This window comes from Micromonospora sp. WMMD975, assembly GCF_029581215.1.
Lineage (GTDB): Bacteria > Actinomycetota > Actinomycetes > Mycobacteriales > Micromonosporaceae > Micromonospora.
This window is the reverse complement of sequence record NZ_CP120739.1, coordinates 4077783-4100819: the sequence shown is the minus strand read 5'-3', so window position 1 is coordinate 4100819 and position 23037 is coordinate 4077783. Positions and strand designations below refer to the sequence as shown.

The following is a 23037-nucleotide window of genomic DNA, read 5'->3' as shown; positions in this document are numbered from 1 at the left end:
GTTCGGCGCATCCGGGCCACCGTTCGGCGCATCGACATCGATGTCTTGAACGTGACCGCGGTCACAGGGTCGTAGCCTCCGGCCGTCACATGGCTACGACTTGCCGGAGGGTGTCACATGGCCGCACCGGAACCGGAGGCGCTTGACACGGCGCGTTCCCGGGCGAAGGACAAGAGTCCCTGGAACTGGTTGCTCCTCATCCCGATCGTGGTGCCGCTCATCCCGGCGCTCTTCAACGCCGACTCGCCCCGGCTGTTCGGGTTCCCGCGCTTCTACTGGCTGCAACTGGCCTGGATCCTGCTCGGCGTCGGCACCACGACGCTCGTCTACCAGATGACGAAGAAGAAGCGGGGTGACCACTGATGTGGCGTGACCACCTCACCGAGATCATCGTCTTCTCCGTGCTGTTCCTGCTGGTGAGCGCCATGGGTTTCGTGGCGGCCCGGTGGCGCCGGCCGCAGGACATGGGCCACCTCGACGAGTGGGGGTTGGGCGGGCGCAGCTTCGGCGGCTGGATCACCTGGTTCCTGGTCGGCGGTGACCTCTACACCGCGTACACGTTCGTGGCGGTGCCGGCGTTGATCTTCGGGGCCGGCGCGGCCGGGTTCTTCGCCGTGCCGTACACGATCGTCATCTACCCGATGGTGTTCCTGGTGCTGTGCCGGCTCTGGTCGGTGTCGCACCGGCACGGCTTCGTCACCCCGGCCGACTTCGTCCGCCACCGGTTCGGCTCGCCGGTCCTGGCGCTGCTGGTCGCGATCACCGGCATCGTCGCGACCATGCCGTACATCGCGTTGCAGCTGGTGGGCATCGAGGCGGTGCTCAAGACCATGGGCGTCACCGGCGACAGCGCGGTGGCCCGGCACCTGCCGATCATCATCGCGTTCGCGATCCTGGCGGCCTACACCTACCAGTCCGGGTTGCGCGCGCCGGCGCTCATCGCGTTCGTCAAGGACTCGCTGATCTACGTCGTGATCCTGGTGGCGGTCGTCTATCTGCCCTACAAGCTGGGCGGATGGGGCAGCATCTTCGACGCCGCCGACGCGAAGTTCCAGGCCAGTCCGGCGCCGGGCGACGGCATCCTGCTCAACGCCAACAACCAGCTCCAGTACGTGACGCTGGCGTTCGGCTCGGCGCTGGCGCTGTTCCTGTACCCGCACAGCATCACCGGCGTGCTCGCCAGCCGGAACCGCGACGTGATCAAGCGGAACATGTCGGCGCTGCCGGCGTACAGCCTGCTGTTGGGGTTGATCGCGCTGCTCGGCTACATGGCGATCGCGGCGGACGTGAAGCCGCTGCCCGGCGCGAAGGCCGGCAGCGTGGACGGCAACACGGTGGTGCCGCTGCTGTTCGACAACCAGTTCCCGGACTGGTTCGCGGGCGTGGCGTACGCGGCGATCGGCATCGGCGCGCTGGTGCCGGCGGCGATCATGTCGATCGCGGCGGCGAACCTGTTCACCCGCAACATCTACAAGGAGTACCTGAAGCGGGACGCCACCCCGGCGCAGGAGGCGAACGTCTCGAAGATCACCTCGCTCGTGGTGAAGGTCGGCGCGGTGGCGTGCATCGTCTTCCTCGATCCGCAGTTCTCCATCGACCTCCAGCTCATCGGCGGCGTGATCATCCTGCAGACGCTGCCGGCGGTGGCGCTGGGTCTCTACACCCGCTGGTTCCACCGGGACGCGCTGATCGCCGGCTGGGTGGCCGGCATGGGCCTGGGCATGTGGATGCTCTACCAGGTCGGCAACCCGGCGACCGGCAAGAAGCACTTCGCCGGCTCGGCGTTCCCGCTCTCCGACTTCGGCTTCGACACCAAGAAGACGATCTACGTGGGGATCGTGGCGGTGCTGGTGAACCTGGTGGTGGCCGCGCTCGGCACGCTTGCGTTGCGGGCGGCGAAGGTGGCGGACGGCCCGGACGGCACCACGCCTGACGACTACTTCGCCGATGAGGGGACGCCGCGGGCCTCCGCCGAGCGCGCGGACTCCGCGCCGGAACCGGTGGCGTAGAAGGAGGGGCCCCCGCTTAACGCATTCTGCATAGGCGGGGGCCCCGCTTAACAACCGCCTCAGCGGCGGCGGTTGCGGGCGTCGAGCGCCTCGTTCAGGCGGTGCAGCAACTCCGCCAGGGTGTCGCGGTCGGCGTCGGACCAGGCGGCGAGCATCTCGCCGTAGAGCCGGGTGCGGGCGGCCTGCACGGCCGCCATCCGCTGGAGCCCGGCCGGCGTCGCGGAGATCACCGTGCCGCGTCCGTCGACCGGGTCGGGGGTACGCGCGATCAGCCCGTCCCGCTGAAGCGCGGAGACCTGCCGGGTGACCGTGGACCCGTCCAGGTTCAGCCGGGCGGCGAGCGCGGAGACGTTCTGCGGGCCGGCGTCGTCGAGGTGCCGCAGGATCACGTACGCGGCGCGGTCGAGCAGCCGGTGCTCGACGGAGCCGGTGCCGCGCCGGGTGGCCTCGCCCAGCCGCATCAACAACGCCACCTCGGTCTCGATCCGACCGAGTGTGATCTCTTTCGCGCCAACGTCGGCGTCATCGCTCATAGCTGTATGATACAAGGAAATTACCTGTACGATACAGCTATCTGGGAGGTTGCGGAGTGGATCGGCGATCCGAGCCCAACCGCAGTGCCATCTACGCCACCACGCTCGTGGCGTTCCTCGCCATCGCCGGCATCGCCGTGGTGGACCCCATCCTGCCCGCCATCGGCGAGGCCATCGGCGTCACCGCCTGGCAGGTCGAACTGCTCTTCACCGCGTACATCGCGGTGATGGCCGTCGGCATGATCCCGGCCACCCTGGCCAGCGGGAAGTTCGGCTTCAAACCGGTCCTCATCACCGGCGTCTCGGTGGTCGGCCTCGCCGCCATCCTCGCCTCGTTCAGCAACGACATCGTTCAACTCTCCGTGCTGCGCGGCGTCTGGGGACTCGGCAACGCGATGTTCTTCGCCACCGCCATGGTCGTGCTCGTCAACCTCGCCAACGACCGGGAATGGGTGGTCGGCCTCTTCGAGACCGCGCTCGGCCTCGGCTTCGCCGTCGGCCCGCTGATCGGCGGCCTGCTCGGCGAGGTGAGCTGGCGGCTGCCGTTCTTCGTCTGCGGCGTGTTCATGGTGCTCGCGCTCGCCGTCGCCTCCCGCAAGCTCCGCGAACCCACGAACAAGCAGGCACCGGTACGCGTCGGCCAGATCTTCGCCACCTACCGCAAACCCGCGTTCATCACGCTCTGCGTGGTCACCGCCGCCTACAACTTCGTCTTCTTCGTGGTCCTCGGCTACACGCCGCTGTTCCTGCACCTCGACGTCATCCCGCTGGGCCTGGCGTTCACCGGCTGGGGCCTCGGCCTGGCCGCCGGCATCCTGCTGATCGGCCACCGGCTCGCGCACCGCATCGGCGCCGTACAGACCGTCGGCGTGGCCATCCTCGGCCTGCTGCTCTGCATGGTCCTGTTCGCCACCTCCACAGGCACCGCCATGGCGCTCGTCGTCCTGGTCGTCGCCGGCCTGTTCATGGGCCTGGCCAACGCCAACCTCACCGACCTGGCGCTCGGCCTCGGCTCCGCCGACCGCCGCGTCGCCACCGGCGCGTTCAACCTGGTCCGCTGGGGCGCCGCCGCGCCCGCGCCGATCATCTCCGGCAAGCTCGCCGAACACGGCCTCGCGCTGCCGTTCTGGGTCGGCTTCGGAGTGCTCGCCGTGGGCGTGCTCGTCTACCTCGCCTTCGGCCACCTGATGGCGGCCGGCTACGGCGAACGGCTGATCTGGAACCGGGCCGCCCGCACCGCCGAACACGCCCCGGAGGAGCCGGTGGGGGAGGCGTACTGACTCAGGTCAGCGCGCGCCACAGCAGGTAGAGGCCGATCGTCGTACCGAACACCACGATGACCGTCTTCAACACCACCGCCGGCAGCCGGCGGGCCAGCCGGGCGCCCGCGTACCCACCGATCAGGGTGGCCGGCGCGACCACCGCGACGGCCACCCACTGCACCGGGCCGAACAGGGCGAACACCACGAGCGTGGTCAGCCCCACCACGGCCGAGAGCAGGTTCTTCACCGCCGTGACCCGGGCCAGCGTGGCATCCAGCACCAGGGCCAGCCCGGCCACCAGCATCACCCCGAGCGCCGCGCCGAAATAGCCGCCGTACACCGTGCCGACCAGGACCATGGTCTGCACGGTGACGGTACGGCGGCGCGGGCTCATCCGCGCCGGATGGCCGACCAGCCGGCGCAGTGGATCCTGGAACGCCAGCACCGCCGTCGCGCCGAGCACCAGGAACGGCACCACCAGCTCGAACGCGCGGGCCGGCGTGGCCAGCAGCAGCACGCATCCGAGCACCGTGCCCACCGCCGCGGTCGGCAGCAGCGACCACAGCGCCCGCCCGCGCGGCAGATCCGCCCGGCTGCCGGCAACGCTCGCCGCGTACCCCGGGAAGACCGCAACCGAGTTCGAGACGTTGGCCGCCACCGGCGGCAGGCCGGTCGCGATCAACGCCGGGAACGTGATCAGGGAGCCGCCGCCGGCGACCGCGTTCACCGTGCCCGCGGCCACGCCGGCGACGAGCAGCAGCGCGACGTCCGAGAGATCCATGATCCCCCGAGGCTAGTACGACGATGGCCTCGGTGCCGCCCTCGCTCGCGGCCTACTTCGCCAGGTCGGCGAGGTGGCGGCATCCCCGACCGTCGGATACCGCCACCTCGCCGAACTGGCGTTGGGTTCCTGCCCGCCGGGGCGGAAATGGGGACGGTGGGCGCGTCGTTAGGATGAGGGCGCGACGGACGAGTCGACCGGGCGGTCGCGTCGGCGGGCCCTGCGGCCCGTCGCCGAGGAACGTCCGGACTCCACAGGGCAGGGTGGTTGCTAACGGCAACCCGGGGCGACCCGCGGGACAGTGCCACAGAAAACAAACCGCCGGCCCATACACGGGACGGTAAGGGTGAAACGGTGGGGTAAGAGCCCACCAGCACCCCGGGTGACCGGGGTGGCTCGGTAAACCCCACCCGGAGCAAGGCCAAGAAAGGGCCGTCACCGCAAGATGACGACCCGCGCAGACGCTTGAGGGCTGCCCGTCCGATGTCTGCGGGTAGGCCGCTGGAGCCTGCCGGCAACGGCAGGCCGAGATGGATGGCCGCCGCCGGCGCGCCTACGGGCGTGCCGGGCACAAAATCCGGCGTACAGGTCGACTCGTCCGTCGCCCACCAGCTCAGAGACCTGATCAAGGCTCTGAGCTGGTCGTTTATCCGGTGCTGTTGGTTGACCTTGGTCATCGTTGGGTGACGCTTGACGGCCTGGCCACGGCCTGAGACGGCCTGGAGACGGCCTGAGTGCTGGGTCAGCCAACCTCGGATCCGGCCTACGCCCTGCCTCGTCCTGAGCGTCTGCCGGCCGGCGCCGGACCTCTGCCGCTGCCGCCGGCTGTCGCGGATGTCGGGCACGTCCTGGCGGTGGAGCTGGTGCCGGCGACCCGGTGATCCGGTGGCAAGCCAGTCCCGGGGTTGGACTGGCGCGGCAGACGGAAGCCCCGACACCCGACCAGAGCGGCCCCGCTGGCTTCCGTCACGGCCTCGCTGAGGCTGGTTCCTCTTCCCGTGGGGCGGTGTCCCGGCGGCTGTCGGCGGCTCACCGCCCCGGCGCCGTAGGCGGCCGGGGCGGATTGCCGCCGGCCGGGCTTGCCGCCCGCACCGCGCGGAGCGCGGTGCCTTGATCTACAAAAGATCTATTCGGCAATTCCTCGACCAGGCACTCTGTCGACCGGGCAGTCGATCAGGGCGGATTGGCGCGACAGACCTATCTAAGTTGGTCCCATCGTTGCAGTGCCGTTATGGGCCTGACGCGCTGGCCGATCGTCAAGCGTGCCGTCACTATTCCGACTGAACGGCGACTGCGTGCTTCATCAAATCTGGAAGATGCCCCACAGGGGGCTCAAGACGGCTATCTTGGAAATTCCGACGGCGGCTGGTCCGTTAGCCTGACCTATTCCTTGTCGTTGGGAGGAAGAGTGGATCTAGTCCTGTTCAAGCTTCGCGATGATCTCGACGAGGGCGACTGGGGCCTAAGGGCTGTGGTCGATGAGGAATATAAGCAGGTTCCTGTCAAGGAGATAGCCGGTCTGGAAATCCGGCTTTATGTCAAGACTGCCAAGGTGAACGTTCCAAAGTGGCAGAAGGACTTGATGCTGCTGGCGCTTGACCAAGCTGCGGAAGAGATCATTGGGCTCAAAAATCAGAGCACGGGGGCATTAGTCCTAATAGAGCGAGGCGGTCACCGCTTCTTGCTCGTCTACGGCACGGGTCGCCACGCGGTTGATTCAAGTTCAATTGAGGCTGGATTCGGCCTGAGGGTAGCGGCAAATGTGATTGACCCTGAATCGCTGAAAGGTGTGGATACGCGAGCGATTGTCGGCTCGGGCCGGAGTCAAGTGATCTCGATGCCGTCGGCTGGCTCCCTGCACAAACTTGGCATCGAGCCTACCGCTGATCTCGTGCGGTATTTGGAAGGAAAGCCGCCGGAAGAAATCGGCACAGGGATAGCGGGAGGCGATTCCCTGCGGCTTACGATGAAATCTTTCAGTTATAGATCATTGCCGGAAAAGCTTGATGAAGTAGTCGCGGCGTATGATTCGCGAGAGTATAAAGACAAATTTCCGTTCTTGGATTACTTTACTCGCGTCCCCCGCACGATAGGCGAACTCCACTCGAAGCTTAGAGCAAAGCTGGACGCGAAAATCCTGTCGGGTGGCGAGGATATAGAGTTCATGAACCCCGATTCGGATCGGATGCCTAGCCCTGATCGTGTTCTTCTTAAGTGGGGTCGAAAGTCCTATCAAGTTCAGGGTCAGATAAGCAAGGATGCTGTCTTGAAGGTCGTTTCTCAGTGGGACGTTCCTGATCCGATGACGTCACTTCAAGTTTATGCTTACTACGAGGGCGTCGAGAATCCTATCAAGACTTCACTCATGCCGTACGCCGTGGCTGAGGTTGAAGTGGGCGCAGGTATGTACGCGCCATGCGCTGGTGCATGGTACCGAATTGATAGAGACCACCTCGTGGATTTGCAGGAACGGATTCGTCGAATTCCTGACTTGACGGATGAGTTATCGCTGCGCTCTTGGTTCGCCGGGGCGGAGGATGAAGAAGACTACAACCTCGAAGCGTTGGAAGGCGACATTGATCATGTTGTTTTGGATCAGTCACTCTTCTACAACAAGGGGGGAAGGAATCTGAAGGTAGAAATTTGCGATCTGCTCACACGGCGCAAAGAACTGATTTGCGTCAAGAAGATGACCCGTTCTTCGCCTACCCTTTCTCACCTTTTTGCGCAAGGCTCGGTGTCTGCGCGGCTATTTAGGGATAATAGGCAGTACCAGAGTGCTGTCATGCAGCACTTCGGCAAGTTGGTGCCGGCCCCTAGGATGGGAGACCTGGGAAGCTGGAAGGTCGTTTTCGCAATAGCGACCGACAAGCCTGGAAGGCTCGTGGACTCATTGTTCTTTTTCAGCAAAGTCAACCTCGACCTTGCTGAGCGCGCTATTCGTGGCGCTGGATTGGGCATCGCGGTTGCGAAAATTAATCTAATTAAGCCTGGGGTTGTTACAGCCTCCCGCCGAGGGAAGAGTGAGGGTGGGGCGAAGCGTGGCCATGGTGATGATCGCAGCGAAAGTATGAGGCTATTTTGAGGCCCCGTAAAGTAATTTGTTTCCGCAACCCTTCTATTGCCCTGGATAGGGTTTCCCGTTTATCAAAACGACCCGTACTCCTTTTTTAAAGACGAATAACTCTCTGCGAGCTATGGCTTCGCCTTTTTCGTTGAGTTGGTAACCGTCAAGCCATGTCCATCCATCATATGTCTGAAGGTCTGTGCGAATCTTGATTAGGCGACAGCGGATCGGCTGTGTGAATTGTGGGCTCGCTGAACTGGTCAGATATAGGACGTCACCGGCTTTCACGGCGGCTCTTCCTGTTTCTCCAGTCACGTATGGTCTCGCCAGCCGCAGTTAGCCGGGGGCACCCGTCGTCGGAGCACTTCGAGCAGACCGACCGGTGATGGAAGTCGACGACGTAGCCTGCCATCAGGACTGGGAACGGGGGTTCTTGCTGTTGCTCGGGGACCAGCACGGCTCACCTCTGGTTGAGGCGTTTGAGGGCGGCTGACGAACGCAGAGCGCCGGCTCTGGTCATCAACGGCTTCTCTGGGGCAGGAACGGCGGCCCGGCCGATCCACTTGTGTGCCTGCCTCGTGCTTGTGGATGAAGCCGGCTCGCCGGCTACGTAGTCGACTGGATGATCAGGGCGCTGGAACCACTTGAACCTAGTCATGCGTAAAGAGTAAACGACTAGAGCGGCCATTAACTAGGTCTCCGCCAAGTTGATACATGCCTAGTCGACGGATGCCTAGCGTCAGCGTCATGGGCAAGAAGCTGCGGCTGGTCGGTTCGGGCGAGATCCGAACCATGCTCGGTGGCGTCTCCCGACAGCGCGTCTATCAGATCACTAACCGGCGCGACTTCCCTGAGCCTGTGGCCACGCTTCAGATGGGCAACGTCTGGCTTGCCGAGGATGTTGAGGCGTGGATCGCTGCCAGGCGCGGGGATCTGGACTAGCTCGTAGTCGTCCCTCGCGGAGGGCGCCAGCTTCGAACCGAGACAACGAGAAACGCCCCGGTGATGATCCCCGGGGCGCTCGTGTGCGGTGGGTGCTACAGCTCGTCGACGGCGAACGCCGACACCAGCTCGGCCATGCTGTCGATGACGGCGTCGGCGGCGGCGAACCGCTCGCGCTTGCCGGGCTTGTTGGCGTACCCGATGGCGGCGATCCCGGCGGCATGAGCGGCCTCAATGTCGGTCTCCGAGTCGCCGACGAGGACGCATTCCGCAGGCTCGGCGCCCAACTCCCGGACGGCTTCCAGTACGGGGAACGGGTCCGGCTTCATGCGCTCCGGTGCCGCCTCGGGCCGTCCGATGACCGGGTGTACGTAGCCGCTCAGTCGGCGGGCACTCAGGTAGGCGTGGACGGACTTGGCCGAGTTGTTCGAGACGACGGCGACCCGACGGCCGGTCTGCTGGGCGGCGACGATGACCTCTCGGCCGTACGGCGTAGGCGTGGCGGTGCGGGCCGCGGTGACTTCCTCGCGGGTCATGGCCTGGTCGATCAGGCGGACGACGGCCGGGCGCCCAAGCGTTGCGGTGAAGCGGAGCACGACGAGCGGGTCGCGTTCGGCCAGGATCTCGGGCGGCAGGGTCACGCCCTGGTCGACGAGCAGCCGGCGCAGCTCGTGGGCGACGGTCGGCGCGGGACGCTGGGCGAAGATGCTGCACACGGGGCCGTCGAAGTCGAGCAGGATCACTCGGGCGCGGTCGATCACCTTGGCCAGATCGGCGGCGGTCACGAGGCGTACTCACGGGCGATGGTGCCCCACAGGCTGTCAAACCAGGCGCGGGCCTGCTCGACGTAGAGGGCGTCGTTGCTGGTGTCCTCGTCGCTGGGCGTGAACGGGAAGAGGATCGCGTCCTTGCCCATCGCGTCGTAGATCGCCATCGGCTTGCCGTCCACGAAGACGGTGTGCTCGACGACGGGATAGAAGCCGAAGAAGGCTTCCTGCTCGTTGATGATGAACAGCTTGAACAGGGGCGCCGCGTTGTGGACGCGTACCTCAGTGGTGGCGGTCTTGACCAATCCGAGGTCGGCAAGCTCCTGGACAGCGTCAGTGACGGCGTGGATGGACCGGTCAGTGATCCGGCGGGCTCGGGCGCGGATGCCGGGGTCGTCGGCCTGGTCCTCGGCGCGGCAAGGGATCGCCATCGGGGCGGTCATGTCGGAGATCAGCACGCGTACCCGGATGGACTCCGGCGTAAGGCGACCGATGCGGACCTTGTCCAAGGTCTCTTGGATCGCGTTGTACAGCGTCTCTCCGGAGAAGCCGGCGAAGTCGATCGTGACGTTCGTAGCCTCGAACGCTCGCTCGATGTGGGGCCGTAGTCCCACCGGGCGTTCGGTGTTGGCGCGGACGAAGGTGCCGCTGCCCTGACGGGTGACGATCAGCCGCTCGTCTTGCAGCTTCCGCAAGGCGGCCTTGATCGTCTCGCGGGCGACGCTGAACCGTTCGACGAGGTCGTGTTGCGACGGCAGCTTCTCACCGGGCGCGAACTTCCCGGTCTTGATCTCTGCGCGGAGAGTGGCCGCAATCTGCTGCGACGGTGTGCGCGGGTCGTCTGGGTCAAGAGCCATGGACGGACGGTACCGCTGACTAGCCAGGCTAGGAAAGTTCCGACACTGTCGTTGACATGACTAGCCAAGCCGGCCTACCTTTGATCCACGTCGCCTGGCTAGTCAGGATGGCCAGGTGGGATCAGGAGGTTGAGCGATGGCTCTGCGTGGCGGTACGAGGTTCGCCGTGCGTTGTGAGGACGTGTTCCCGGCTGGGTGCGCGTTGGTGCCCGAGTCGATGGGTGAGGTCGAGGACTACGACGAGAAGACGGGCCGGCGTAGCCCGGCCAAGGACAAGCTGACCGGCCAGCGGGTGTGGCAGGTGCGGGTGATGGACCTGGACCCGGAGCTTGGCAAGCGCTCCCGGGAGACGACGGTGAAGATTTCCGCCGACTACCAGCCGGTGCCGCCGACGGGTGCGCCGTTCGAGGCGGTGGAGTTCGAGGGCATGACGGTGACGCCGTACGTGGCGAACAACGGCCGGATGGCGTACTCGCTGCGGGCTACTGCGATGCGCGCGCCGGCCGGTATGGCCAGCAACAAGAAGGCGGCGGCGTAGCCGCATCTGGTGGGGGCGGGGCTGTCAGGTCTTGGCGGACGGCAGCCCCGCCCCTGTGTCTCTTTCCCCTGCTCTGTCGAGAGAGGTAGTGACGTGTCCAAGGGTATGCGTCCGGCTGGCCGTGGCTGGCCTCGGTGTGGCGTGTGTCAGTCGCGGTTCGATCCGGCCACCGGTGCCGACGGTCGGTGTGAGGGCTGCGTGGGGCAGCTCGTGCTTCCGTTTCCTCCGGTCCGGGATGCGTCGGGTCGGTTCGTGTCGCTGCGGGGTGCCAAGTGATCGGGCGGCCTCGCGGTGAGGTGGTGACGACCTCGGCCGGTGACCTGATCGTGTTCCGTCCGAAGCGATTCGAGCTGCCGATGTGGGCGGTGGTACTCGGCCTGGTGCTGCGCTGGTCCGGGCGCCTCCTGTGGTGGTGCCTGCGACACCCAGTGGCAACCGCCTCGGTGGTCCTCGCACTGTGGCTCTACGTCGAGTTCGACTGGCTGGGCCTGGTGGTGCCGCTGGTGCTGGCATCGATGGTGTCGGCGTTGTGGCGCTGGCGGGATGAGTCGTCGTGGTGGGCGTGGCTGGCGGGTCCGCTGCTGGGGGCGTTCCGGCGAATCTTCGTCTACCGGCGGGTGTGGCGTGAGGCCATGACCCTGTGCGGGCTCGCGGAGACGTTCGACCGTCGGCACGTCCTCCCTGATCTGCTGCGGGTCCGCTCGGATCAGGCGCTGGACGTGTTGACGGTGCGGATGGTGCGGGGTCAGACGCCGGAGCAGTTCCAGCGGATGAGCGCGAACCTGGCCTACGCCTTCGGCCGGCGCCACGCCCGGGTCTACGCGGAACGCCCCGGCGACCCGCCGACCCGTGCCGGCCGATGGGCGTGGGTGCTGCGGCTGGTGGATCGGGTGCGGTATCGGGACCGGCCGACGGTGGTCTATCTGGCGTTGGTGCGTACCGATGCGCTGCGCACGGTCGTGCCGCCGTTCCCGGTGCCGTCGGTGCCGGACTTCACCGCGCTGCCGTTGGCCCGGCGGGAGGATCTGCGGCCCTGGGTACTGCATCTGCTGGCGACTCACGTCCTGGTGGGCGGCGCCACCCGGTCGGGGAAGGGCTCGGTGCTGTGGTCGCTGGTCCGGATCCTCGGCGGCGGTGTCGCCTCCGGGCTGGTGCGTCTGTGGGTGGTCGACCCGAAGGGCGGGATGGAGTTCGCGCTTGGCCGTCCGATGTTCGCCCGGTTCGCGTGCAAGTCGTTCGAGGCGATGGCGGACCTGCTCGACGAGGCCGTGACCGTTTTGCGGGAGCGTCAGACCCGCCTGGCCGGAGTCGTTCGGGTGCACACGCCGACCGAGGTGGACCCGCTGGTCGTGGTGGTCGTCGACGAGATGGCGGCGCTGACCGCGTATTTGCAGGATGTCGAGCTGCGTAAGCGCATCGCGTCGTCGCTGGGGGTGTTGCTGTCGCAGGGTGCCGGCGTCGGTGTGCTGGTGGTGGCGGCGTTGCAGGATCCGCGTAAGGAGGTGCTGCCGTTCCGGGATCTGTTCCCGACCCGCATCGCGCTCGGCCTGACCGAGGCGTCACAGGTCGACATGGTCCTCGGCGACGGTGCCCGCAACCGGGGCGCGCTCGCGGACCAGATGCCCCGGTGGGCCAAGGGCGTCGGGTACGTGATCCTCGACGGCACCCCCGACCCGATGCGGGTCCGGTTCTCGTACGTCAGCGACGACGACATCCGCGACATGGCCCAGCGGTTCCCGGCGCCGGCTGACGCCTCGGACATCCTCGCCCAGGTCGGCCGGGAAACCGCCACCGAACCGGTACGCCTTCCGTTGCCCCGTAAGCCATCCGGGCGGCTGCTGCCCGACGCGCTGCGCAACCTGCTCGACTCCGACGGCGGGGGTGAGCCGCGGTGACTACCCTCCCGAACGGTCGCCGGTTCTACCGGCTGCGCACCCCCGAACCGGTCACCGCCGTGTCCGTCCGCGTCGACGACGAGCGGCCCGACCCGTACCCGGTGTATCTCGCGGTCGGTGCGGGCCGGCGACGGATGTCCCTGACCCCCGACGAGGCGTGGGCGCTGTGGCGCTGCCTCTCCGAAGCCGTCGCCACCCTCGGCGCCCCGCCCGACTACATCCGCACCGACATCCGACCGGCCAGGAGGTAACCGCGATGACCACCCTCACCCGCATCGTCAACCGGCTCCGTCGCCCGCTGCGCATCCGCCTGGTCGGTCCGGCCGACCAGACCGCCGCCGCCCTGCACGGCCTGGCGCACATGGTCAACCGCCGCCCCGACATGGCCGACCGGCGCATCCGCATCGACCTGACCATCCGCGACAAGCCCATGCGGGAGTGGCGATGACCGAGCGCACCGAATCCGCGGTACGTCTGGTGATCCTGCTCGCCATCGGCGCGATGGCTGGCGCTGCCGCCTTCACCCACGTCCATGACCTGTCCGTCGCCCACGGCCAACCGAACTGGATCGGCTGGGCCAACGCGGTGGCGGTCGAGCTGATGACGATCTACCTCGGTCTGGAACTGCGCGCCCGCCGTCGCGCCGGTCGACCGGTCGGCCTGGTCGGCTCGCTGTTGGTGGCGTTCGCGCTGCTGTCCCTCGCCGCCCAGGTCGCGGAAGCCGAATCGTCGGTGTGGGGCTGGACCGTGGCGGCGGTGCCGTCGCTTGCCTTCCTCGCCCTGGTCAAGGTCGTCCTCTCCAACGCCCCGATCACGCCGCCGGCTGTCGAGCCGGACCAGCCGGACGCGTACCGGTACGAAGAGCCGGCGGAAGCCACCGAGGTTGAACCGGTCCGCCCGACCGTGCCGGCGCCGGCTGTCGTTCCGGCGGTGCTGCCTCCGCGCGCCGTTCAGCCCAACCGGCCGCACGTCGTCGGGATCATCCGATGACCGCTCCGACGCTGCCCGGCCTCGCGCCGGTCGCCCCGACCCCGGCTGCTGCTCCCCGGCCGGGGTCGCGGGCGGCCCGCATGGCGCTCCCTCGCTCGGTCGACGTGCTCAAGGAGATCGCCGCCGAGTACGGCGTGTGCGTGCGTCCCCTGGCGATGCGCCGCACGGATCTCGACACCGGCCGGACCGAGGTCATCGACCTGCCCTGCGGCGCGACCCGGGAGGACAAGTGCGCGCCCTGCGCGAAGAAGAACCGCCGGCTGCGTCAGGCCCAGATCCGGGAGGGCTGGCATCGCGACGACGAGCCGCTACCGCCTCCGGAGCCGGCGACCGAGGAACAGGCGTCCCTGATCCTCTTTCGCGCACACCTGGAGTTCTCCCACGACGAGGCGTCCCGAGCGTGCCAGTGGGACCAGGTGGAAGACCTCGACGAGGCGATTCGGGAAGTAGAAGAGGCGATCGCGGCCGAAGGGCTCCGGGGACGGGTCGCCCCTCCGCACCCGACCGGCGACGAGGACCAGGGCGACGACGACACCGGCCCGCGCCGCAAGCGCTCCACCCGGCGGCGGCAGGACGCCCCGGAACTGCCTCGCCGCAAGGTCGAGCCGCGCACGGTCGGCAGGACGTACACCGCTGCGGACGGGGCCACCTACCGGCCGTCGATGTGGCTGACGCTCACCCTCGACTCGTACGGCCCGGTCCGTCCCGACGGCACGCCGCTCAACCCCGACCGGTACGACTACCGCCGGGCCGCGTGGGATGCGGTGCACTTCCCTCGGCTGCTGGATCGGTTCTGGCAGAACCTGCGCCGGTGTGAGGGCTGGAACGTCCAGTACGCCGGCTGCGTCGAGCCGCAACGCCGCCTCGCTCCGCACGCGCACTTTGCCATCCGGGGCACGATTCCCCGGGACATCCTGCGCACCGTCGCGGCGGCGACCTATCACCAGGTGTGGTGGCCGGCGGTCGACGTCCAGCGGTACACGGTCGACCGGCCTCCGGTGTGGGACGAGGACGCCTCGGCGTGGGTCGACCCGGACACCCGCCGCCCGTTGACCACCTGGACGGAAGCGCTCGACGCCATCGACGCCGACCCGGACGCGGAACCGGTGCACGTGGTCCGCTTCGGCTCCCAGGTCGACGCCCGCGGCGTCATGCCCGGCACCGCCGACGCCGAGCGGACCATCCGGTACGTCACGAAGTACATCACCAAGCACACCGGCGACGTCCACAAGGCGACCACCGACCGGCAGCGGGCGCACCTGGACCGGCTGTGGCGGGAACTGCGCGTGACCCCCTGCACCGACCGGTGCGCGAACTGGCTGCTCTACGGCGTCCAGCCGAAGAAGGCACACGCGAAACTCAAGCCCGGCCGCTGCAAGGGCAAGGTCCACCAGCGCGACACCCTCGGCATCGGCGGCCGGCGCATCCTCATCTCCCGCGACTGGTCCGGCAAGACCCTCTCCGACCACAAGCACGACGTGCGGGCCTGGGTGCGGGCGCTGCTCGGCGTAACCGTCGGCCTCGATGGCGTCGACGACCAGGGCGCCGCCGTCGAACCGGTCCGGCACGCCTGGGAACTTGCCCGGCCCGATGACCCCGACGTGCCGGCGATGGCGCACCGGCTGCTGCGGTCGATCAGCGAACGCGCCCGCTGGCGCTCGGAACTGCTCGCCGCCAGGGACCGCGCGGCCCAGCTGCCTGAGGACGCCTCGACGACGGAAGCGGACGACAAGACGGGGGAGGGGCTGTGATGACGGCCAACGACAAGCTGTGGACGGTTCGGGACGTGTCGGCGTACCTCCGGGTGCCGCAGGAAACGCTGTACCGCTGGCGCAAGGTCAAGTACGGTCCGCCGGCGGCCCGGGTCGGTCGACACCTGCGCTACGAGCCGGAAACGGTCCGGGCCTGGGTACGCGAGCAGGCGGCGGCCTGATGGGACACGTCGAGGATCGCTGGTACAAGACGCTGCGTCACGAGGGCGGGCGGAAGGAGCGGGTCAAGACGCAACTGTTCGGCAAGGGGCTGCGCTACCGGGTGCGGTACATCGGCCCGGACGGCAAGGAATGCAAGAAGTCCTTCCCGGACCGGGCCAAGCGCGAGGCTGAGGCGTTCATGGTCTCGACCGAGACGGACAAGCTGCGTGGCTCCTACGTCGATCCGCTGGCAGGCCGGATGACCTTCGCCGAGTACGCCGAAACCTGGCTGCGCACCCGGTCCTTCGACGAGTCGACGCGGGAGGTCACCGAGCATCGGGTACGCAAGCACCTGCTGCCGTTCTTCGGCTCTCGGCAACTGGCGGCGATCAAGCCGGGCCACATCCGGGAGTGGGACGCCGCGTTGGTCGGCAAGCTGGCCCCGGCGACCCGGGCCGTCATCTTCGCGCACCTGCGGACCATCCTCGGCGCGGCCGTCGACGACGAACGAATCGCGAAGAACCCATGTTCGGCAAAGTCGGTCACCCCGCCGCGACCGGTGCAGCGCCGGATAGTTCCGCTGCGCTACGACCAGGTTTCGGCAATCCGCGGTGGCCTCGCCCAGCGGTACCGGGCGATGGTCGACCTGGGCGCCGGCTGCGGTCTGCGTCAGGGCGAAATCCTCGGGCTCGGCGTCGACGACATCGACCTCGACGCCGGATGGGTGCACATCACGCGACAGGTCAAGCTCGTCCGCTCCCGGCTCGTCTTCGGCCTGCCCAAGAACGACCGGGACCGCCGGATACCGCTACCCGACTCCGTCGCCCTGGTGCTGCGCCAGCACATCGACGACTTCCCGCCGGTGTCGCTTACCCTGCCGTGGGAGAACCCGGCCGACGACGAGCGGGTGACGGTGCCGCTGCTGTTCACCACCACCCGGCGCGGTGCGATCAACCGGCACACCTTCGACGACAAGAGCTGGCGCCCCGCCGTACGGGCGGCCGGCATCACGCCAACCCGGGCCACCGGCATGCACGCGCTACGCCACTTCTACGCCTCGTCGCTGCTCGACGCGGGGGAGAGCATCAAGGCCCTGGCGTCGTACCTCGGCCACGCCGATCCGGGCTTCACGCTCCGGGTCTACACGCACCTGATGCCGGCCAGCGAGGAACGCACCCGGCAGGCCATCGACAACCTGTACCGAATAGCGACGTAAGCAGTGGCCTTCTCCTGGCCTCATCCGCCTTCTCCGCTCCTACCTCTGTCGTACGTCCGCGTTAACGTCTCGCAAGGTGACGAATCCGCACGGGAGGATCGGATGGCTCAAAGTCGCGGAGCGATGCCCAGCCTGTACCGGGTAGCGGAGTACTGGATGCATCGTTATGAGGCGATTTTCCCCAATCTCTATGCTCATTACATCGGCTGGGGCGAGCCGTTCTGCTTCAGGTGCAGTTGGCTGGCGCCAGTTGACGACACACACGGAAGTCTTGCTGCGGTGTGGAGGTCGGCAAGCGGGTGGTTGGAGAGAGCGCATCTGCACGACTGGGCGCTCGGCGGCTCGAACGAACCTGAGAACCTGGTTCCCCTCTGCCGGCAATGCCATGACATCATGCCCGAATTCTCTTGCAGGCAGGCTGCGATCTCCTACGTCTCCGAGGGTGTTCGTAAGAACTGCTGGTGGCAGATGTATACCGATGGAGCGTTCGGAGCAAGCGCTGGCTTTCCCAACCCACCCTTCAAGGCGAAGCTGTTGCGCGATGCCTACGTTCGGTTCGTCGAGCTTGAAAGGCTGGTCGGGGCTGCCACCAACGGCGATGAGAGTGCTGCGACGCGAGTGCGGCGCCTGACTGGCGATCCGTCTTGGCCTGCCCTCCCGTCGAGGGGTGCCAGTGTCCAGTCGGAAAGTCAGACGCCCTGACGACGCCCTGCGAAGGTGTCAGAAAGGCAAAACGCCTGCTCAGGGTGCGTGTACCCTTCACAATCCGGCGTACAGGTCGACTCGTCCGTCGCCCACCAGCTCAGCGCTTTGATCACGGCCGCCCAAGTGGTAGGCAGCAGCCCGCGTCGGCTGCGAAAATTCGCTGTCCGGCCGTCGGAGCACGGCGATAGAAAGCCGCGCGCTCCCGGGCGGAAGCTGTTCGATCTCGTGCAACACCTGGGCATGAGCCGCCGCAAAAATCAGCCGCCACCGTCGCGGCAGGGCCCGCAGACGCACTTCCGGAGAAGCTGGCCTGGGACGACGGGGCGGGTGCGCCTCGGGAACGCGAGGCTTTGGGTGCACTTGTTGTCGCCAGGGCAACCAGAAACGCACCCAAAGCCGCCGCTCACGGCCACCACCCCCGCCACCCGCTCAGCCTGCCAGCTCAGCGTCGTGATCAAGGCGCGTGCCGATGGTCGCTCGACCTGCGGTGTGGCTACGCTTCGCTGATGATCGAGCTTGCGGACATCGAGGCGGCAGCCGACCGGATCGCCGGTCATGTGGTCCACACGCCCACCGTGCCCAGCCCCGGCCTGTCCGAGCTGCTCGGCGTACCCGTCACCGCCAAGCTGGAGCTGCTGCAACGTACCGGATCGTTCAAAGCTCGGGGCGCGGCGGCGAAGCTGCTCGTCCTGGACGACGCCGAGCGGGCGGCGGGTGTGGTGGCGGTCAGCGGCGGCAACCACGGCATCGCGGTCGCGGTGATGGCCGGTGCCCTGGGCGTGGCGGCGACCGTGGTGATGCCTTCGACGGCGCCGGCGCGTGCCGTCGAGGTGGCCCGCGCGGCCGGCGCGGATGTCCGGTTGACCGACGGCATGTCGGAGGCGTTCGCGCTGATGAACCGGCTGCGGGAGGACGGCCTGACCCTGCTGCACCCGTTCGACGACCCGGTGGTGCTCGCCGGGCAGGGCACGGTCGGGTTGGAGTTCGCCGACGACGCCGGTGAGTTGACCGACGTGCTGGTCAGCATCGGCGGCGGGGCGTTGATCTCCGGGGTGGCGGCGGCGCTGCGGGCACGCCGGCCGGGGGTACGGGTCTGGGGTGTGGAGACCGAGGGTGCGCAGGCGATGTCGCAGGCCCTGGCCAAGGGTGGGCCGGTCGAGGTGCCGCTGTCGTCGATCGTCACCACGCTCAGCGCGCCTACCGTCTCGCAGCTCACCTACGACCATGTGACGGCGCTGGTGAGTGACGTCCTCGTGGTCTCCGACGCGGAGGCGGTGCGGGGGACGGTGGAGTTGGCCGAGCACGCGAAGGTGTGGGCCGAGCCGGCCGCCGGATGCCTGCTGCCGGCGGCACGCCTTGTCCGCGACCGCGTGGGTGACGGCGCCCGGCTGGGCCTGGTGCTCTGCGGCGGCAATGCGACGGTCGCCGACGTGGCGGCGTGGACAGGGCGCCTCGGCGTCTGACATGGGTGGACCAGGCCGGCGGCGTCTCGTGACGCTCGTCAGGGTCAGGCGGTCGTCCAGGCGCGGAGCTTGTCGGGGTTGAGGATCGTCCAGATGCTCCTGATCCGGTCACCCGCGATGTCGAACGCCAGCACCGCCCCGACGACGCCGTCCACCTGCGCCACCAGGCCGGGCTGGGCGTTGACCGTACGCTCCAGGATCGTGACGCCGGCTGCCGTGCGGGCGCGACCGGCGAAGAACCGGGCGATCTGCTCGGCCCCCTCGACCGGGCGGAGTTCGGCTCGGACGCGTCCGCCGCCGTCGCCGGTCGCGGTGGCGTCGGGCGCCAGCAGGCCGATGAGCGCGTCGATGTCGCTTGCCTCCCACGCCTGCTTGAAGGCCCGGACGATGCCGACCTGCGTGGCGTCCGGCACCCCGGGGGTCTGGGCCTCGCGGACGCGGCGGCGGGCGGACGAGGCCAACTGGCGGCACGCCCCCGGCGTACGGCCGACGACCTCGGCCACCTCGGCGAAGGAGTAACGGAACACGTCGTGCAGGACGAACGCGACGCGTTCGGCGGGGGTCGTCGATTCGAGCACCACCAGGAAGGCCATGCCGATCGACTCGTCGAGGGTGACCCGGTCGACCGGGTCACCGTCCGCCCGGCCGCTTGTCCACTCCGCGCGGTCGGGCAGCGGCTCCGGGATCCATTGCCCCACGTAGCGTTCCCGCCGGGCACGCGCCGAGCGGAGCAGGTCGAGGCAGATCCGGCCGGCGACCGTGGTCAGCCAGGCGCCGGGCGCCTCGATCGCTTCCCGCCGCCCGGGCGTCAGGGCAAACCAGCGGGCGTACGTCTCCTGCACGACGTCCTCGGCGTCGGTGAGGGACCCGAGCATCCGGTACGCGAGATTGATGAGCTGACGCCGCTCGCTCAGGGCCGGATCGAGCCCTGGCCCGGTGGGTTTGGTCATGCTGCCGCCGGCTCCCTCGTCCCGCCGCTCCGACCGAGGCGTCGGGCTGCGACATCGACGCGCCGCCTGACGTTCGGCGGGGCTGTTCCGTCGTATCGGTGAACCGAACACTATCGCTTGACAGAACGCCGACGGGGGAGAGCGATCATGGAAGCAGTGCGTCTCGCGATCATCTACTACAGCGCCACCGGCACCGTCCACACCCTGGCCAGGGCCGCCGTCGAGGGCGCGGAGAGGGCCGGCGCGGACGTACGCCTGCGCAGGGTGGCCGAGACGGCCCCGGCCGAGGCGATCAACGCCAGGGCGGAGTGGGCGCAGCACGTCCGGGACACCGCCGACGTCGACGTGGCCGAAGGCGACGACCTGGACTGGGCCGACGCGGTCCTGTTCGGCACCCCCACCCGCTTCGGCAACGTGTCGAGCCAGCTCAAGGCGTTCATCGACACGCTCGGTCCGCTGTGGTTCCACGGCAAGCTCGCCGACAAGGTCTATTCGGCCTTCACCGCCTCCAACACGCTCCACGGCGGGCAGGAGTCGACCATCCTGTCGTTGTCGAACGTCTTCTACCACTGGGGCGGGATCATCGTGCCCCCCGGCTACACCGACCCGATCCAGTTCCGGTCGGGCAATCCCTACGGCACGTCCCACGTGGCCGGCGACGGGCCGCCCGGCGACATCACCCTCCAGGCGGCCCGCCACCAGGCTCGGCGCGTGGTCGACACGGCAGCCGCGCTGAAGGCAGGCCGCCCCACCTGACCCGGTCCGGTAATCGGGATGCCGCGCGCCGTCGCCCTAGCCGAGATGGGTCGGGTAGGGCCGGTCGAGCACGAAGCTTTTCATGACGAGAGTGGAGTTCAACCGCTGGACGCCGGGAAGCGCCGACAACACGTCGTCTTCGAGCCGCGCGTACGCATCCAGGTCGGCTGTCCGCACGCGCAGCAGGTAGTCCGGGTCGCCGAACAGGCGCTGGGCCAACAGGACGTTCGGGACGGCCGCGACACCCTCCTCGAAGGCGAGCAGGGTGGCGCGGTCCTCCTGCCTCATGGTGACGAACACCAGGGCCTCGAAGCCCAGCCCCAACTGCTTCGGGTCCACGATCGCCCGGTAGCCCACGATCGCCCCGGACGCTTCCAGGTCGCGCACCCGGCGATGGGTCGGAGACACCGTCAACCCGATTCGGGTGGCCAGGTCGGTCAGGCTCAGCCGCCCATCTCGCTGCAGCTCAGCAATAATCTTCCGATCCAGCGCGTCCATGATCGAGATTCTTCCACGCGCGGTGGTGTGCACCGCAAAAGAGAGAAACACATTCTGTCGACGGGCAGATAGGTTTCCCCCGTCAAAGGGAGGAATCGTGGAACTCGCCGCCGTGCTGGCCTTCTCGGCCATCGCGTTCACGCTCGTCGTCGTCCCGGGTCCCGACTGGGCGTTCGTGCTCGCCGCCGGAGCACGCGACCATGTCGTCGCGCCTGCCGTGGGTGGCCTCATGACCGGCTACGCGCTCATCACGATCCTGGTCGTGGTCGGCGTCGGTCCGCTCGTCGCCACCCTGCCCGTCGCCCTGACCGGGCTCACCGTGGCCGGGGCCGGCTACCTGGTCCACCTCGGCGTCCGCACCTTGCGGGGAAGCGGGCGCATCGATCCCGTCGACGCGTACGCCGCAGCGGCGTCGTCCCCCGGCCGTCACTTCGTGCGGGGGGTCGGCGTGAGCGCCTTGAACCCCAAGGGACTCCTGATCTTCCTGTCGATCCTGCCGCAGTTCACCAGGACCGCCGGCGGGTGGCCGGCGCCGGCGCAGCTCGCGACCCTGGGCGGCATCTTCGTCCTCATCGTCGCCCTGTTCTATCTTCCTCTCGGTCATGCCGCCGATCGGGTGCTCGGCGCCCGGCCCCGCATCGCTCGGATCACGACCGGCGTCGCCGGCGCGGCCATGGTCCTGATGGGAGCGGCGCTGCTCATCGAGCGGATCGTGGAGACGATCTCGTAGGGTCGACGGGCGCCTGGCGTGGGGGATTCCGGGCCCGGCTTCGGCCCCGTGGTGGCGCGGGGCTTCCCGCAAGGCACTGGGACGAGGTGACGCGCCGGTCACGCCGTACCCCCTCGGGGGCCGGCGCGACCGGCGGCGCGTCAGGGCGCGGTCGGGGTGACGCCGTCGAGGAGTTCGGCCAGGCGGGCCGCGGTGGTCGGTGCGTGCAGGTGCAGGCGGGCCACGTTGATGCTGTCCGTGCCGACCACGGCGAGCAGCGCCTGCTTGCTCACCGCGTAGACGCTGAGGTAGCCGCTCTCGTTGCGGACCGTGGACTGCTGGAAGTCGCCCTGGCCCAGCCGGGACCCGACCTGGCGGCCCAGCCCGAACATGGTGGCGGCGAGCGCCGCCAGGTCGTCGGGGCTGGCGTCGTTCTGGAGGTTGTGCGTGATGAGCAGGCCGTCGACGCCGCCGAGGACGCAGCCGTGCACACCGGGGATCTGGAGCCGCAGCGCGGACAGCTCCTGCCCGATGGCCGGGTACGGCAGCGCCGGGTTGCCGGCCAGTGAGGGTGGCAGGGTGCGCGGCGGGGGCAGGGTGCCCGTGCGGCCCGGGGTGCGGCGTGGGAGGTCTTCCACCCGGGTCACAGCTCCAGGCTCTCCTCGATCGCGCGCAGTTGGTGCCGGGCCATCGCCAGGTTGGCCCGGCTCTTGCTCACCATGAGGTAGAGGAACAGCCCCTTGCCGGTGCGGTCGCTCAGCGGCCGGATCAGGTGGTACTGGCTGCCGAGCGTGATCAGGATGTCCTCGATCTCGTCGTTGAGCTTCAGCATCTCGATGGTGCGCATCTTGGCGCGTACCACGTCGGTGTTGCCGGCGGCGGCGACGGTCAGGTCGACCTCGCCGTTGCCACCGGCGACGCCGAGCGTCATGCCACTTGTGTAGTCGACGAGCGCGACGCCGATCGCGCCGTCGATGCTCATCGCGTTCTTCAACGCGACGTCGAGGTTGCCCACGGTTTCTCCCCCAGGTGTCGTCCGGGTGGGCCGGTCGCCGCGCGGGTTGTCGTGCGGGCTGACAGCCGGCGCCTCCCGTGAATATGCTGCGTAGAGGCTTGCACACCGAGGTCCGGGCCGCATCCGGCCGGCTGGTGATCCACCTGTGCGGTCCCGTCCCACCGGCCGCCG

Annotated in this window: 25 protein-coding genes and 1 other RNA gene; 18 read left to right on the top strand and 8 right to left on the bottom strand. The window is 68.2% G+C overall.

Annotated features, from left to right (window positions below; all coding sequences use genetic code 11):
* The first annotated feature begins 117 nt into the window (after positions 1 to 117).
* Complete coding sequence (locus O7613_RS17725; RefSeq protein WP_281587301.1) at positions 118 to 363, top strand: DUF3311 domain-containing protein; 246 nt, start codon at positions 118 to 120, stop codon at positions 361 to 363.
* The gene (locus O7613_RS17720; protein ID WP_282289344.1) at positions 363 to 2009 is read left to right on the top strand and encodes a sodium:solute symporter; all 1647 of its coding nucleotides are present in this window, start codon (positions 363 to 365) and stop codon (positions 2007 to 2009) included. Before O7613_RS17725 ends, O7613_RS17720 begins: the two co-directional genes overlap by 1 nt.
* Before the next feature lie 59 nt (positions 2010 to 2068).
* Here O7613_RS17720 and O7613_RS17715 read toward each other — a convergent pair whose 3' ends face one another.
* Positions 2069 to 2542 (bottom strand): MarR family transcriptional regulator, encoded by a 474-nt coding sequence (locus tag O7613_RS17715; protein WP_281587303.1) that lies wholly within the window; start codon positions 2540 to 2542, stop codon positions 2069 to 2071.
* A 56-nt stretch (positions 2543 to 2598) separates the two neighbouring features.
* Between O7613_RS17715 and O7613_RS17710 the strand changes: the two genes are divergently transcribed.
* Complete coding sequence (locus O7613_RS17710; protein WP_282289343.1) at positions 2599 to 3822, top strand: MFS transporter; 1224 nt, start codon at positions 2599 to 2601, stop codon at positions 3820 to 3822.
* 1 nt (position 3823) lies between these two features.
* Here O7613_RS17710 and O7613_RS17705 read toward each other — a convergent pair whose 3' ends face one another.
* Positions 3824 to 4585, bottom strand: a complete 762-nt coding sequence (locus tag O7613_RS17705; RefSeq protein WP_281587305.1) for a sulfite exporter TauE/SafE family protein — start codon at positions 4583 to 4585, stop codon at positions 3824 to 3826.
* Positions 4586 to 4774: 189 nt separating this feature from the next.
* Between O7613_RS17705 and rnpB the strand changes: the two genes are divergently transcribed.
* From rnpB to O7613_RS17690, 3 genes are all read left to right on the top strand, one after another.
* Positions 4775 to 5186: RNase P RNA component class A (gene rnpB, locus O7613_RS17700), an RNA gene on the top strand.
* A gap of 630 nt (positions 5187 to 5816) precedes the next feature.
* Entirely contained in the window at positions 5817 to 7670 is a 1854-nt protein-coding gene (locus O7613_RS17695; RefSeq protein WP_282289342.1) for a DUF6119 family protein, read from the top strand.
* A 711-nt stretch (positions 7671 to 8381) separates the two neighbouring features.
* Positions 8382 to 8594 carry an AlpA family phage regulatory protein gene (locus O7613_RS17690; RefSeq protein ID WP_069088952.1) on the top strand — a complete coding sequence of 71 codons (213 nt, stop codon included), beginning with the start codon at positions 8382 to 8384 and terminating at the stop codon, positions 8592 to 8594.
* 95 nt (positions 8595 to 8689) lie between these two features.
* Here O7613_RS17690 and O7613_RS17685 read toward each other — a convergent pair whose 3' ends face one another.
* A complete protein-coding gene (locus tag O7613_RS17685) occupies positions 8690 to 9379 on the bottom strand; it encodes an HAD-IA family hydrolase (protein ID WP_282289341.1) in 690 nt (229 codons plus the stop codon).
* Positions 9376 to 10218 carry a GntR family transcriptional regulator gene (locus tag O7613_RS17680; protein WP_282289340.1) on the bottom strand — a complete coding sequence of 281 codons (843 nt, stop codon included), beginning with the start codon at positions 10216 to 10218 and terminating at the stop codon, positions 9376 to 9378. Before O7613_RS17680 ends, O7613_RS17685 begins: the two co-directional genes overlap by 4 nt.
* 136 nt (positions 10219 to 10354) lie before the next feature.
* Between O7613_RS17680 and O7613_RS17675 the strand changes: the two genes are divergently transcribed.
* The 10 genes from O7613_RS17675 to O7613_RS17630 all read left to right on the top strand — a co-directional run bounded on the left by O7613_RS17675 (position 10355) and on the right by O7613_RS17630 (position 18938).
* Positions 10355 to 10756: a transcriptional regulator gene (locus tag O7613_RS17675; RefSeq protein ID WP_282289339.1), complete on the top strand. Its 402-nt coding sequence runs from the start codon at positions 10355 to 10357 to the stop codon at positions 10754 to 10756.
* Positions 10757 to 11112: 356 nt separating this feature from the next.
* Positions 11113 to 12651 carry an FtsK/SpoIIIE domain-containing protein gene (locus tag O7613_RS17670; RefSeq protein ID WP_282294562.1) on the top strand — a complete coding sequence of 513 codons (1539 nt, stop codon included), beginning with the start codon at positions 11113 to 11115 and terminating at the stop codon, positions 12649 to 12651.
* Complete coding sequence (locus tag O7613_RS17665) at positions 12648 to 12902, top strand: hypothetical protein (protein ID WP_282289338.1); 255 nt, start codon at positions 12648 to 12650, stop codon at positions 12900 to 12902. Before O7613_RS17670 ends, O7613_RS17665 begins: the two co-directional genes overlap by 4 nt.
* 5 nt (positions 12903 to 12907) lie before the next feature.
* Complete coding sequence (locus O7613_RS17660; protein WP_089154624.1) at positions 12908 to 13099, top strand: hypothetical protein; 192 nt, start codon at positions 12908 to 12910, stop codon at positions 13097 to 13099.
* The gene (locus tag O7613_RS17655) at positions 13096 to 13641 is read left to right on the top strand and encodes a DUF2637 domain-containing protein (protein WP_282289337.1); all 546 of its coding nucleotides are present in this window, start codon (positions 13096 to 13098) and stop codon (positions 13639 to 13641) included. Before O7613_RS17660 ends, O7613_RS17655 begins: the two co-directional genes overlap by 4 nt.
* A complete protein-coding gene (locus tag O7613_RS17650; RefSeq protein WP_282289336.1) occupies positions 13638 to 15392 on the top strand; it encodes a replication initiator in 1755 nt (584 codons plus the stop codon). Before O7613_RS17655 ends, O7613_RS17650 begins: the two co-directional genes overlap by 4 nt.
* Positions 15392 to 15574, top strand: coding sequence for a helix-turn-helix domain-containing protein (locus O7613_RS17645; RefSeq protein WP_282289335.1), 183 nt, complete (start codon positions 15392 to 15394; stop codon positions 15572 to 15574). Before O7613_RS17650 ends, O7613_RS17645 begins: the two co-directional genes overlap by 1 nt.
* Complete coding sequence (locus O7613_RS17640) at positions 15574 to 16770, top strand: tyrosine-type recombinase/integrase (RefSeq protein ID WP_282289334.1); 1197 nt, start codon at positions 15574 to 15576, stop codon at positions 16768 to 16770. Before O7613_RS17645 ends, O7613_RS17640 begins: the two co-directional genes overlap by 1 nt.
* Positions 16771 to 16893: 123 nt before the next feature.
* Complete coding sequence (locus tag O7613_RS17635) at positions 16894 to 17472, top strand: HNH endonuclease (protein ID WP_282289333.1); 579 nt, start codon at positions 16894 to 16896, stop codon at positions 17470 to 17472.
* Between the two features lie 509 nt (positions 17473 to 17981).
* On the top strand, positions 17982 to 18938 hold the full coding sequence (locus O7613_RS17630) for a threonine/serine dehydratase (protein WP_282289332.1): 957 nt from the start codon (positions 17982 to 17984) through the stop codon (positions 18936 to 18938).
* A gap of 44 nt (positions 18939 to 18982) precedes the next feature.
* On the opposite strand, the gene sigJ is transcribed toward O7613_RS17630, so the two are convergent.
* Complete coding sequence (gene sigJ, locus O7613_RS17625; RefSeq protein WP_282289331.1) at positions 18983 to 19888, bottom strand: RNA polymerase sigma factor SigJ; 906 nt, start codon at positions 19886 to 19888, stop codon at positions 18983 to 18985.
* A 147-nt stretch (positions 19889 to 20035) separates the two neighbouring features.
* On the opposite strand from sigJ, the gene wrbA reads away from it, so the two are divergent.
* Entirely contained in the window at positions 20036 to 20644 is a 609-nt protein-coding gene (wrbA, locus tag O7613_RS17620) for an NAD(P)H:quinone oxidoreductase (protein ID WP_281587308.1), read from the top strand.
* A 36-nt stretch (positions 20645 to 20680) separates the two neighbouring features.
* Here the strand turns inward: wrbA and O7613_RS17615 are convergent, their stop codons facing one another.
* Complete coding sequence (locus O7613_RS17615; protein ID WP_281587309.1) at positions 20681 to 21142, bottom strand: Lrp/AsnC family transcriptional regulator; 462 nt, start codon at positions 21140 to 21142, stop codon at positions 20681 to 20683.
* A 97-nt stretch (positions 21143 to 21239) separates the two neighbouring features.
* Here O7613_RS17615 and O7613_RS17610 point away from each other — a divergent pair, with 97 nt between their 5' ends.
* Positions 21240 to 21872, top strand: coding sequence for a LysE family translocator (locus tag O7613_RS17610; RefSeq protein WP_281587310.1), 633 nt, complete (start codon positions 21240 to 21242; stop codon positions 21870 to 21872).
* A 140-nt stretch (positions 21873 to 22012) separates the two neighbouring features.
* Here the strand turns inward: O7613_RS17610 and O7613_RS17605 are convergent, their stop codons facing one another.
* Positions 22013 to 22498 carry a roadblock/LC7 domain-containing protein gene (locus tag O7613_RS17605; RefSeq protein WP_281587311.1) on the bottom strand — a complete coding sequence of 162 codons (486 nt, stop codon included), beginning with the start codon at positions 22496 to 22498 and terminating at the stop codon, positions 22013 to 22015.
* Positions 22495 to 22866, bottom strand: coding sequence for a hypothetical protein (locus O7613_RS17600; RefSeq protein WP_281587312.1), 372 nt, complete (start codon positions 22864 to 22866; stop codon positions 22495 to 22497). Before O7613_RS17600 ends, O7613_RS17605 begins: the two co-directional genes overlap by 4 nt.
* Positions 22867 to 23037: the final 171 nt, after the last annotated feature.